Annotated in this window: 2 protein-coding genes; both read left to right on the top strand. The window is 74.8% G+C overall.

The genetic code is table 11. The features are described from left to right. Positions 1-102 precede the first annotated feature (102 nt). Positions 103-1,746, top strand: coding sequence for a glycoside hydrolase family 1 protein (locus ACTVZO_RS44470; protein WP_443304305.1), 1,644 nt, complete (start codon positions 103-105; stop codon positions 1,744-1,746). 82 nt (positions 1,747-1,828) lie between these two features. Further along, positions 1,829-13,762, top strand: a complete 11,934-nt coding sequence (locus tag ACTVZO_RS44465) for an SDR family NAD(P)-dependent oxidoreductase (protein ID WP_443304303.1) — start codon at positions 1,829-1,831, stop codon at positions 13,760-13,762. Positions 13,763-13,890: the final 128 nt, after the last annotated feature.

The following is a 13,890-nucleotide window of genomic DNA, read 5'->3' as shown; positions in this document are numbered from 1 at the left end:
GCCTGCCGGGGGTGGGCTGTACGGAGCCTCCAGTGGGCTTCGAGACCCCCTCACGAGGGTGGGGGCGGACGACTCAGCCCTCGGCCCCCTCTGGAAGGCATCGTGAAACGACTGTTGCAGACCGCGGCGGCGGTGATCCTCACCGCAGGACTCCTGGTACCCACGGCGGCCGCCCAGGAGGCCTCCTCCACGACCCAGCGACCGGCGGCGCGGTTCGCCCAGCCGGGCTCGCTCTCCTCGCCGTTCGGCAAGGGCAGCTTCCGGTTCGGTGTCTCGAGCTCCGCCACCCAGATCGAGGACCAGAACACCAACACCGACTGGTACAAGTGGACCCAGCCCGTCGCCGAAGGCGGCATGGGCAAGAGCCCCGCCGTCGGTGAGGGCGTCGACGGGTACACGCTGGCCATCGAGGACATCGACCTCATCGCCGCCCTGAAGGTCGACTCGTACCGCTTCGGCATCGAGTGGGCGCGCATCGAGCCCCGCCGCGGCCAGATCGACGAGCAGGCCATCGCCCACTACAACAAGGTGATCGACGCCCTCGTCGCCCGCGGCATCCGCCCGGTCGTCACCATCCACCACTTCGCCAACCCGGTGTGGGTGGACAACCCCGAGGACGTCACCTGCGCCAACGGGCCCTCGGACACCAACCTCTGCGGCCTCGACCACCCCCAGGGCGGTCCGCTCGTCGTCAAGGCCATGGCCGACCACTCCAGGCTGCTCGCCCAGCGGTTCGGCGACCGCGTCCGCGACTGGGTGACCCTCAACGAGCCCGGCGTGTACATGATGTTCTCGCACGCCTTCGGCGCGGGCCCGCCCGGCAAGGCCAACCTGCCCACCAACTTCGACACGAAGTTCGCGCCCGCCGTACGCACGTACATCGACGCGCACGCCGCCATGTACAAGGCGATCAAGAAGGTGGACCCGGGCGCCAGCGTCGGCCTGACCGCCAGCGTCAAGCAGTACGAGGCAGTCCGGGACGGCAAGATCAGCACCCAGCCCCGCGACATCGCCGCCCGGGACCGCTTCCGCCGCTTCTTCGAGCTGAACTTCCTCGACTCGCTGCGCTACGGCACCTTCGACTCCAACTACGACGGCACGCCCGACGAGCAGCACCCCGAGTGGAAGAACACCCTCGACTGGCTCGGCATCCAGCTCTACGACCGCACCGGCGTCACCGACCCGACCACCCCCGGGCCGACGACCCTGCCCGTCATCAACGTCGACGTGTGCGGCGCGCCGCCCTGCTTCCCGCTCAAGGACCCGACGTACTTCATCCCCGACATGGGATACGAGTCGGACCCGCAGGGCCTCTACCCCGTCCTCAAGGACTTCAGCCGCCGCTACAAGGGCCTGCCCCTGCTGGTCTCCGAGTCCGGCATGGCCACCGCCTCGGGCAAGCGCCGCGCCGAGTTCATCGTCCGCGCCCTGGAGCAGATCCAGCGGGCCCGCGCCGAAGGCGTCGACGTCCGCGGCTACTACCACTGGAGCCTGATGGACAACTTCGAGTGGCTCGGCGGCTACAAGCCGCGCTTCGGCCTCTACGCCGTCGACCGCACCACCATGAAGCGCACCCCGACCGAAGCGGTCGGCGTCTACGCCCAGATCGCCGGGTCCCGGAACCTGAGCCCGGCCCTGCGCGCCCAGTACGGCGGCAGCGGCCCGCTCACCCCGGAGCCCGGCCAGGCACCCGCCTCACCCCCGGCCACCACCGCCGGCCCGGCCGTCACCGGCCGCCGGGACTGACCCCCACGGCCGGGCGCGCACCGCGCCCGGCCTCCCCGTCTTCTGCCGAGGCCTCGGTTCAACGATCTCCAAGGATGCCCAGATGAGCAACGCCCAGGTGAACAGCGGCGCCGCTGCCGCCCCCGTGCCCGTCGCCGCGGACATAGCCGCCCGGCTGCGGGAGACGATCGCCGGACTCCTGGAGATCGGCCCCGGCTCGGTGGACGAGCACCGTTCCCTGCGGGACCTGGGCATGACCTCCCTGTCGATCGTGGCCATGCTGGACAGCGTGTCCGCATGGCTCGGCCGCCCGGTCCCCGCCTGGGTCGCCTGGCAGTACCCCACCGTCGCCGCCCTCGCCGGCCACCTCGCCGGCGACGAACGGCCCGCCGCGCCCGGCGCCGGGACCGCCCGCGCCCGCGGCCGCGCGCACGCGCAGGAACCCATCGCCGTCGTCGGCCTCGGCTGCCGGCTGCCCGGCGGCATCGAGACGCCCGACGCGCTGTGGCAGAGCCTCCTCGACGGCGTCGACGCCGTGCGCGAGGTCCCCCGCGACCGCTGGAACGCCGACGAGTGGCTCGACCCCGACCCGCGCGCCCCCGGCCGGATGACCACCCGCTGGGGCGGCTTCCTCGACGACGTCGCCGGCTTCGACGCCGAACTGTTCCGCATCTCGCCCGCCGAAGCCCGCCAGATGGACCCCCAGCAGCGCATGGCCCTGGAGAGCGCCTGGGCCGCCATCGAGGACGCCCGGATCGTCCACGGCGACCTCGAAGGCACCCGCACCGGCGTGTTCATGGGCACGATGGCGCAGGAGTACCACCTGGCCACCGGCGCCGACCCGCGGAACATCGAGACCCACTCCGCCACCGGCTGGGACAACTCGATCATCCCCGCCCGCATCGCCTACACCCTCGGCCTGCACGGCCCGGCCCTCGCCGTCGCCACCGCGTGCAGCTCCTCGCTGACCGCCACCCACCTCGCCGTGCAGAGCCTGCGCTCCGGCGAGTCCGACCTCGCCCTCGCGGGCGGCGTCAACATCATGCTCAGCCCCCACACCACCGTCGCCATGACCAAGTTCGGCGGCATGAACCCCGACGGCCAGTGCCGCGCCTTCGACGCCGGCGCGGGCGGCTACGTACGCGGCGAGGGCTGCGGCATCGTCGTCCTGCGCCGCCTGTCCGACGCCCTCGCCGAAGGCGACCGGATCTACGCCGTCATCCGCGGCAGCGCCGTCAACAACGACGGCGCCTCCAACGGCCTCACCGCGCCCAACCCGCGCGCCCAGGCCGAAGTCCTGCGCGCCGCCTGGCAGGACGCCGCCGTCGCCCCCCGGCACGTCTCCTACGTCGAAGCCCACGGCACCGGCACCCTGCTCGGCGACCCCATCGAAGCCGAGGCCCTGGCCACCGTCTTCGCGGACGGCCGCGAGGAGCCCCTGCGGATCGGCTCCGCCAAGACCAACTTCGGCCACCTGGAACCCGCCGCCGGCGTCGTCGGCCTGATGAAGACCGCCCTGGCCCTGCACCACGGCGAACTCCCCGCCAGCCTCCACTTCGAGACCCCCAACCCGCACATCGACTTCGAGGCCGGCCGCCTCGAAGTCGTCGCCGAGCGCCGCCCCTGGCCGCAGGGCAGCCGCCGGTACGCGGGCGTCAGCAGCTTCGGCTTCGGCGGCACCAACGCCCACATCGCCCTCGAAGAGGCCCCCTACCGCCGGCGCCACCTCGTCCCGCTGGCCGCCGACACCGACCAGGAGCTGCGCGAGGCCGCCGAGGCCGTCACCGCCCGCGCCCGCACCGGCCACGGCTGGTACGCGCCCGAACTCCTCGCCCGCGCCACCGGCACCCAGCGGATCGTCGCCGCCGTGAGCCACCCCGGCGAACTCGCCGACACCCTGCGCGAGCACCTCGCCACCCGCACCCCGCGCACCGCCGGCACCCGGCCCTCGCTGGCCTTCTTCTTCTCCGGCCACGGCTCCCAGTGGCTCGGCATGGGCCGCGACCTGCTCGCCGAACCCGCCTTCCGGACCGCGCTCGACGCCTGCGACACCGCGCTTTCCGCGGCCACCGGCTGGTCCGTGGTCGAGGAGCTGCTCGCCGGACCCGACACCTCCAGACTGGACCGCACCGACGTCGTCCAGCCCGTCCTGTTCGCCGTCCAGGTCTCCCTCGCCCGCACCCTCGAAGCCTGGGGCCTGGAGCCGTGCACCGTCTTCGGCCAGAGCATCGGCGAGGTCGCCGCCGCCGTCGTGGCCGGCGTCCTGCCGCTGACCGAAGGCGCCCGCCTCATCGGCACCTGGTCGCAGCTCATCGCCGAACGCGCCGCCGGCCAGGGCGCCCTGCTGCTGTGCGAACTGCCGCTGGAGGCCGCCCGCGAGCTCGCCGCCCGCCACCCCGGCCGGATCTCCCTCGCCGGCCACCTCGCCCCCGGCCAGACCGCCGTGTCCGGGCCGTTGGACGCCGTGGCCGCCGTGGAACGCGAACTCGCCGACGCCGGGGTGCGCTGCCAGCGCGTCCACATCGACTACGCCTCCCACAGCGAGCAGCTCACCGCGCTCGCCCCCGAACTCGAACGCCGGCTCGGCACCCTGCGCACCGCCCCGGCCGCCATCCCCTTCTGGTCGACCGTCACCAACGGCTTCACCGACGGCACCGCCCTCGACGCCGCCTACTGGGCCCGCAACATGTGCGCCCCCATGCTGATCACCGAGGCCGTCACCGCCCTCGCCGACGAACGGGGCCTCGCGATCGTCGAGATCGCCCCGCACCCCGTCGCCCGGCACTCCCTCAAGCGCACCCTGACCGCCCTCGCCGAAGCGGCCGCCGCCGGGGACACCACCCCCGCCCCGGGCCCCTCCTCGGTCCTGGTCACCGGCCGCCGCGACCGGCCCGCCCGCCGCCTGCTGGAGGACGTCGCCGTCCGCCTGTGGTGCGAGGGCTACGACGTCGACTGGGGCGCCGTCACCGGCCGGCCCCAGCGCCCGGCCCCCACCGCGCCCGTCGCCGTGACCGTCTCCGGCAAGACCGCCGCCGCGCTCGCCGCGAACGCCGCCGCCCTCGCCGACCACCTGGCCGGCGCCTCCACGGCCGCCCTGCTCGACACCGCGTACACCGCCGCCGGCCGCCGCTCGCACCTGGAGCACCGGGCCGTCGCCGTCGCCGCCACCGCCGACGAGGCCGCGGAAGCCCTGCGCGCCCTGGCCCAGGGAGCCCCGCACCGGGCCCTGACCGAGGGCACCGCCCGCAAGGGCGACCTGGCCGTGCTGTTCACCGGGCAGGGCAGCCAGCGCCTGGCCATGGGACGCGCCCTGTACGGGGCGCTGCCGGCCTTCCGCCAGGCCTTCGACGACGTCTGCGCGGAACTCGACCGCCACCTGCGGATCCCGCTCGTCGCCGTGCTGTTCGCCGACCCCGACGGCGCCGACGGCGCGCTCGTCCACGAGACCGAGTTCACCCAGCCCGCCCTGTTCGCCGTCGAGGTCGCCCTGTTCCGGCAGTGGCAGGCCTGGGGGGTGGAACCGCGCGTCCTGGCGGGCCACTCGGTCGGCGAGCTCGCCGCCGCGCACGCGGCCGGCCTGCTCGGCCTGACCGACGCGGCCCGCCTGGTGGCCGCCCGCGGCCGCCTGATGCAGGCCTGCGAGCCGGGCGGGGCGATGGCCTCCGTCGAGGCGTCCGAAGCCGAGGTGCTCGACGTCCTCGCGGACGTGGACGGCCGGATCGCGGTCGCCGGACTCAACGGGCCCGCACAGACCGTCGTCAGCGGCGACACCGACGCCGTCACCGCCGTCATCGGCCACTTCGCGGCCCGGGGCCGCCGCACGCGCAGGCTGGAGGTCTCCCACGCCTTCCACAGTCCGCACATGGACGCGATGCTCGACGCCTACCGGGCCGTGGCCCAGGAGTGCGCGTTCGACGCGCCGAGGATCCCGCTGGTCTCCACCGTCACCGGCGCCTGGACGGACACCGACCTCGCACCGGGCGAGGGCATGCGCTCCGCCGAGTACTGGGTCCGCCAGGTACGCGAACCCGTCCGCTTCCTCGACGCCATGGCCACCCTGGAGCGGGCCGGCGTCGCCCGCTACCTCGAGTGCGGTCCCGCCGCCGTGCTGTCCGCGACGGGCGCCGGCTGCGTCGAGCGCGAGGTCCCCTTCATCGCCTCCCAGCGCGCCGACGAGAGCGACGAGGCCCGCGTCCTCGTCCAGGCCCTCGGCGCGCTCCACGTCAGCGGCCAGGACGTCGACTGGTGCAAGGTGTTCACCAGCACCGGCACCGCCGCCACCGTCACCGACCTGCCCACGTACGCCTTCCAGCGCGAACGCCACTGGATCGACGCCCCCGAGCGGGCCCGCGGCGGCCGCCCCGCCGCCGACGACGCGCTGTGGCAGGCCGTCGGGAGCGGCGCGGCCGAGCGCGTCGCCGCACTCCTCGGCGTCGAGGACAGCATCACCGACAGCACCGCCGTCGCCGCCCTGCTGCCCCACCTCGCCGCCTGGCGCGAACGCCAGGACCACGCCGACACCGTCGCCGACTGGCTGTACGAGCAGACCTGGGAGCCCGTCCGGCCCGTCCCCGCGGCCCCGGCCACCGAGGGCCACTGGCTGCTCGTCGCCCCCGCCGCCGCCCGGCCCGCGACCGCCGCCGATCCGTCGACCGGCGCCGATCCGTCGACCGGCGCTGAGTCCGCGACCGGCGCTGAGTCCGCGACCGGCGCCGAGTCCGCGACCGGCGACGGCGCCGAGTCCCGGGCGCGGAGTCTCCTCGCCGCCGTCACCGAGGCGCTCGCCGCCGGCGGCGCCACCGTCCACGTCGTGCCGGGCCAGGACGACCGCACCGCGTACGGATCCCCGCTGGCCGCCCTCACCGAGGAGCTCGGCGGCCGGCCGCTGTCCGGTGTCCTCGCGCTCACCCCCACCGACACCACCGCCCACCCCGCCCACCCGGCCACCACCACGGGCGCCGCCCAGACCCTGGCCCTCGTCCAGGCCCTCGGTGACGCCGCCGTCCGCGCCCCGCTGTGGCTCGTCACCCAGGGCGCGGTCCACGCCGCCCCCGCCGACCCGGCCCCGCAGCCCGACCAGGCCCTCGCCTGGGGCCTGGGCCACGTCATCGCCCTGGAACACGGCGCCCGCTGGGGCGGCCTCGTCGACCTCCCGGCCGACCCCGCGCAGGCCCTGACCGAGGCCCCGCGGCTCGCCGCAACTGTTAACGGCGTTAACGCCGTTAACGCCGCGAGCAACGGCGGCGCCTCCGCCGGAGGCGAGGAGCACCTGGCCCTGCGCCCCACCGGCACGTACGCCCGCAGGCTGCGCCGGGCGGCCACCCCGCCCGGCGCAGCCACCCCCTGGACCCCCCGCGGCACCGTCCTCATCACCGGCGGCAGCGGCGCCCTCGCCGGCCACCTCGCCCAGCGGCTCGCCGAGCGCGGCGCCGAGCACCTCGTGCTCGTCTCCCGCCGGGGCCCCGCGGCCGAGGGCGCCGCCGAGCTCACCGCCCGCCTCGAAGCCGCCGGAGCCCGCGTCACCTTCGCCGCCTGCGACCTCACCGACCGCGGCCAGACCCAGCGGCTCCTGGACGGCCTCGACGGCGAACAGCCGCCCCTGCGCGCCGTGTTCCACACCGCGGGCATCCTCGACGACCGACTCCTGGACCGCCTCGACACCGAGGCCCTGGCGGCCTCCGCCGCGCCCAAGCTCGGCGCGGCCCGCCTGCTGGCCGAGCTCACCCGCGACCACGAACTCGACGCCCTCGTCCTGTACTCCTCCGTCGTCGGAGTCCTCGGCAACCTCGGCCAGGCCAACTACGCCATGGCCAACACCGCCCTCGACGCCCTCGCCGACACCCTGCGCGCCGAAGGCGTCCCCGCCCTCAGCCTCGCCTGGGGCCCCTGGGCCGACGGCGGCATGACCCACGGCGCCGCCGAAACCCAGCTGCGCGCCGCCGGACTCGCCCCGATGGCCGTGGCCCGCGCCCAGACGGCCCTGGACACCGCCCTCGCCTCGGGCCGCTCCCTCGTCGTCGCCGACGTCGACTGGCAGAAGGCCGCCTCCGGCTACGGCGAAGCCCGCCCGCGCCGCTTCCTCGACGAGATCGCGGAGGCCCGTACGGCACCGGACACCGCCACCGCCGCCGGTACGGGCGCCACCGCGGCCCAGGGCGAGACGAACCCGTTCCTGAGCAGCGTCCTGGCCCTGCCCGAGGCCGACCGCGCGGCCCACGTCACCGCCGTGCTCGCCGCCGAGGCCGCCGCCGTGCTCGGCATCAAGGACCCCCGGTCCCTGGACCCGGAACGCGGCTTCAAGGACCTCGGCTTCGGCTCGATGATGTCCATCGACTTCGCCGCCGGCGTCCAGAAGCGCACCGGCGTCACCACCCCCAAGACGCTCGCCTTCGACTGCCCCAACCTCAGCACCGCCACCGACTGGCTGCTCGCCAAACTCGCCCCCGCGGTCCCCGCCCCGGCCCCGGCCGGTTCCCCGGCGGGAGACCGGCCCGGCCGCGGCGACGAGCCGCTCGCCATCGTCGGCGTCGGCCTGCGCATGCCCGGCGGCGCCCACGACCTCGACAGCCTCTGGACCGTCCTCGCCGAAGGCCGCGACACCGTCACCACCGTGCCCGCGGACCGCTTCGACATCGACGCCTTCTACGACGCCGACCCGGACGCGGAGGGCCGTACGTACGCCCGCCACGCCTCCTTCCTCGACGACGTCGCCCACTTCGACGCCGCCTTCTTCGGCATCAGCCCGCGCGAGGCCGAGCCGATGGACCCCCAGCACCGCCTCCTCCTCGAAGCGGCCTGGACCTCCCTCGAAGACGCCGGGATCCGGCCCCGCGAACTGCGGGACTCCCGTACGGGCGTGTTCGTCGGCGCGGGCGTCGGCGAGTACGGCAAGTACCGGCAGGGCGGCGCCCCCGACACCTACACGCTGACCGGCACCCTGCCCAGCTTCAACGCGGGCCGCCTCTCCTACCACCTCGGCCTCCAGGGCCCGGCGCTGTCCGTGGACACCGCCTGCTCCTCCTCCCTGGTCGCCCTGCACCTGGCCTGCGAGGCGCTGCGCAGCGACGAGTGCGAACTCGCCCTGGCGGGCGGCGTGCAGGTGCTCGCCGACCCGGGCGCGTTCATCGCGCTCAGCCGCTCGCACGCGCTGTCCCCGGACGGCCGCAGCAAGACCTTCTCCGCCGAGGCGGACGGCTACGGCCGCGGCGAGGGCGTCGGCGTACTCGCCCTCATGCGGCTCTCGGACGCACAGGCCCAGGACCGTCCGGTCCTCGGCGTCATCCGGGCCACCGCCATCAACCACGACGGCGCCAGCAGCGGCATCACCGCCCCCAACGGCACCTCGCAGCAGAAGGTCATCCGCGCCGCCCTCGCCTCGGCCGGGCTCGCGCCCGCCGACGTCGACTACGTCGAATGCCACGGCACGGGCACCTCGCTGGGCGACCCGATCGAGGTGCAGGCGCTGGCCGCGGTCTACGGCGAAGGCCGCACGCCGGGGCAGGAGCTGGGACTGGGCACCGCCAAGAGCGTCATCGGCCACCTGGAGTCGGCGGCCGGTGTCGCGGGCGTCTGCAAGATGCTCGCCTCCTTCCGGCAGGACGCCCTCCCGGCGACCCTCAACAGCTCCCCGCGCAACCCGAACATCGCCTGGGAGGAACTCCCCGTCCGGGTCGTCGACTCGCTCACCCCGTGGGAACGCGACCAGTCCCGCCCGCGCCGCGCGGGCGTCTCCTCCTTCGGCCTGAGCGGTACCAACGCCCACGTGGTGCTGGAGGAGCCCCCGGCCGCCACCCCGCCGTCGGCCGCCGCCACCCCCGACACCGGGGCGAGCGCCTCCTCGTACGCGGTGGTCGTCTCGGGGCGTGACGAGGCCGCGCTGCGCGAGCAGGCCGGCCGGCTGGCCGACTGGGCCGCGGCACGTGCCGAGGTCCCGGTCGCCGATGTGGCGGTGACGGCTGCCCGGCACCGTTCGCACTTCGAGTCGCGGGCGAGTGTGGTCGCCGCCGACACTGAGGGCCTCGTGGAGGCGCTGAGGTCGCTGGCCGAGGGCGCTTCGCACGATGCGGTGGTGACGGGTTCGGCTGCGCGCCGGGGCAAGGTCGTCTTCGTGTACCCGGGTCAGGGCTCGCAGTGGGTCGGCATGGGCCGGGCGCTGCTGGCGGAGAACGAGACCTTCCGGCAGACGGTCGACGCGTGTGATGCCGCGCTGCGGCCGTTCACGGGTTGGTCGGTGCGTGAGGTCCTCTCCGGTGAGGAGGGTGATCACCCGCCGTTCGACCGGGTGGACGTGGTGCAGCCCGCTCTGTTCGCGATGGGTGTCGGTCTGACCGCTGTCTGGCGTTCCCTCGGGGTCGAGCCGTCGGCCGTGGTGGGTCACTCGCAGGGTGAGGTCGTTGCCGCTGTGGTGAGCGGTGCTCTGAGTTTGGAGCAGGGCTCGCAGATCGTTGCCCAGCGTTCGCGGGCGGTACTGGCGTGTGCGGGTCAGGGCGGTATGGCGCTGATCGAGCGTCCGGTGGCCGAGGTCGAGGAGTTCGTGGCCCCGTACGGTGAGGCGCTGTCCGTCGCCGCGGTGAACACGGCCGGCTCGACGGTGATCTCGGGTCAGGCCGACGCGATCGTGAAGATCGTCGCGGAGCTGTCGGACCAGGGTGTCTACGCCCGCAAGATCAACGTGGACTACGCCTCCCACAACGCCCAGATGGACCCGCTCCTCCCCGCCCTCGCACAGGGCTTCGGCGGTATCGCCCCGACCGGCACGGACATCGCCTTCTACTCGACGGTGACCGGGCAGATCGCCGACGGCACCGAGCTCGACGGTTCGTACTGGTGCCGGAACCTGCGTGAGCCGGTCCGTTTCGACCGCGCCCTGAACCAGCTCCTGGACGACGGCCACGGCGTCTTCGTCGAGATCTCCGCGCACCCGGTCCTGTCGATGCCGCTGACCGACGGCAGCGCGGAACGCGACGGCATCGTCGTCGGCTCGCTCAGCCGCCGTGACGGCACCCCGGCCCAGCTGCTGCGCAACCTCGGCCTGCTCCACGTCCAGGGCCACGAACTCGACTGGGACCGCGTCCTGGGCGACGGAGCCCTCGTACCGCTCCCCCCGTACGCCTTCCAGCGCGAGCACTTCTGGCTCCCGGTCGCCCAGGCCTCCGGCGACGCCGGTTCCCTGGGTCTGGAGGCCTCCCGGCACCCCTGGCTCGGCGCGGCCCTCGAACTCGCCGACGCCGACGGCCACGTGTTCACCGGCCGCCTCTCGCTCACCGACCAGCCGTGGCTGCGCGACCACACCGTCTTCGGCTCGGTCATCGTCCCCGGCACCGGCCTGCTCGAACTGGCCACGGCCGCCGCCCACGAGGCCGGGGCCGTCGCCGTCGCCGAACTGACCCTCGCCGAACCGCTGGTGATCGAGGACGCGGTACGCCTCCAGATCACCGTGGGCGCCCCGCACAACGGCCGCCGCCCCATCACCCTCCACAGCCGCCCCGACGGCCCCGGCCGTACCTGGACCCGCCACGCGAGCGGCGAACTGCTGCTCGATCCGGCCGGCCCGGACGACCCCGGCACCCCGGACGGGTTCGCCGACCTCAGCGCCTGGCCGGTGGCCGGCGCCGAGCGGGTCGCCCTCGACGGCTTCTACGACCGCTTCGCCGCCCAGGGCATCGACTACGGCCCGGCCTTCCGGGGCCTGACCGAACTGTGGCGCAAGGGCAGCACCGCGTACGGACTCGTACGCCTCCCCGACCCGGCCGCGGGCAGCGAGTACAACGTGCACCCGGCCCTGCTCGATACCGCCCTGCACGTGATGAAGGGCGCGACGGCAGGACAGGACGAACCCGAGGGCGCGCTGCTGCCGTTCGAGTGGACGGACGTCGAACTGTTCGCGGCGGGCAGCGGCGAACTCCGCGTCCGCATCGACGTCGAGCAGTCCGCCGCCGGCCAGTCCGTCCAGGTCTGGGCCGCCGACGCGGCAGGCTCACCCGTCGTCCGCGTCGGCGCGCTGCACCTGCGCCGGGCCACCGCGGACCAGCTGCGCGCCGCCCGCTCCACCGGCGCCCGGGACCTGCACCGGCTGGCCTTCCAGCCCGTACCGGCGGCCGCGGCGGCCTCCGGCCGCCGCACGGCCGACCTCGTGGTCGGAGGCACCGGCGAACTCGCCTTGCTGCTCGGCATCGAGGCGGTGTCCGGGGCCGGGACCCTGTCCGCCCGGCTGGACGCGGGCGGCCCGGCACCCGAGCGCGTCATCGTGGACACGACCGGCCGCGCGCCCGCCATGACCGCGTCCGAGGCCGTGTTCCGCGGCGGCGAGTACACCCTCGCCCTGCTCCAGGCCCTGCTGGCCGACGAGCGGCTCTCCGGCACCGAACTCGTCTTCGTCACCCGCGGCAGCATCGGCGCCGTGGAAGGCGACCCGCTCGACGGTCTGGCCTACGCACCCCTGTGGGGCCTGGTCAGGTCCGCCCGCGCCGAACACCCGGGCCAGAACCTGCGCCTGGTCGACCTCGGCCAGGACAGCACCAAGGACGCCGTCGAGGCCGCCCTGGCCCGCGCCGACGAGCCGGAACTCGCCCTGCGCGACGGCCGGCTGCTGGCGGCCCGCCTGGTCACGGCCGACCGGCCGGACGGCACGGCCGCGGGCTCGGGCACGGGCTCGGGCACGGCCGCGGGCTCGGGCGAGGCGCGCGCCCTGGATCCGCAGGGCACCGTCCTCATCACGGGCGGCGTGGGCGAGCTCGGCCGCGAGGTCGCCCGCCATCTGGTCCGCCGGCACGGCGTTCGGCACCTCGTACTCACCTCACGGCGCGGCGCCGAGGCGCCCGGAGCCGCGGAACTCATACAACAGCTCACGGAAGAAGGCGCGGAATGCGTGCGGGTAGAGGCCTGTGATGTCGGTCGTCGCGATGACGTGGAGAAGGTGCTCGGTCTGGCTGAGGAGGGTCGGCCCTGGACGGCCGTCCTACACCTCGCGGGCGTCCTGGACGACGGTGTACTCCTCGGCCAGGACGCACAGCGGCTCGCTCATGTGATGGAGCCCAAGATCACCGGCGCCGTCCACCTCGACGAGGTGACCACCGGCCTGGGCCTGGACCTCGCCGCCTTCGTGTTCTTCTCCTCCGCCGCCGGCACCGTCGGTACGGCGGGGCAGGGCATCTACGGTGCGGCCAACGCCTGCCTCGACGCGTACGCGGCCCGCCGCCGCTCCGAGGGACGCCCGGTCACCAGCCTCGCCTGGGGCCTGTGGCACCAGGCCGGGGTGGGCATGACCTCGCACCTCGGCACGGCGGAACTGGACCGGATGCGCCGCCAGGGCATCGCCCCGCTCAGCTTCGAACACGGCCTGGACCTCCTGGACGCGGCGCTCGCCCGCCCGGCCGGCAACTTCGTACCCCTCCAGCTCGATCTGCGCGCCGCACAGGCCGAGGTGGACCAGGGCAGGCCCGCGCCCGCCCTGTTCCGGTCCCTCGTACGGACCCGGCCGCGCCGGGCCGAGGCCCCCGCCGCCGCCTCCGGCGGTCCGGCCGGGCTGCGGGAGCGCCTGCTGGCCGTTCCCGAGGACCAGCGGGCCGACCTGGTGACGGAGCTGGTGCTGCGCGAGGTGGCCGCCGTACTGGGCCTGAACTCGACCGGGACCCTCTCCCCGCAGGAAGTGCTCAAGGGGCTCGGCCTCGACTCGCTGATGGCGGTCGAGCTGCGGCGGCGCCTGGCGACGGAGAGCGGGGTACCGCTGCCCGCGACCCTCGCCTTCGACCACCCGACGCCCGAGCACATCACACGGCTCATCCTCGGCCGGCTGGACCTCCCGGCCCCGGCTCCGGCGACGACACCGGCAGCGGTGGCGGCTTCGGTATCGGCTTCGGTGTCGGCCGGGGCTGTGGGTACCGCGGCGATCGCGGACCTCGGCCTCCCGGACGCCGGTGTCGACGCCGGGATCGAAGCCGGGATCGGCGGCGCGGAGGACGACGGCGAACGGTCCGTCGAGGACCTCAACGCCGAGCTCGACGCCCTGTTCGCCGCCGAGGGATTCGGCCTCGACTAGGCCCTGACGTACCCCCGCACCAAGGCCTCCGAGGCCGCGCCACCGGCCACACCAGGTCACGTTGACCCGGGCTCAAGTGTTTGCCGATTGGCTGATCCGGTCTCCGTGTTGTGTCCGCGGAGACCGGA

It is taken from the genome of Streptomyces sp. IBSNAI002, from assembly GCF_052244475.1.
Taxonomy (GTDB): Bacteria; Actinomycetota; Actinomycetes; order Streptomycetales; family Streptomycetaceae; genus Streptomyces.
Note: the sequence above shows the minus strand (reverse complement) of the source record. Positions and strands in the feature narration are given on the sequence as shown.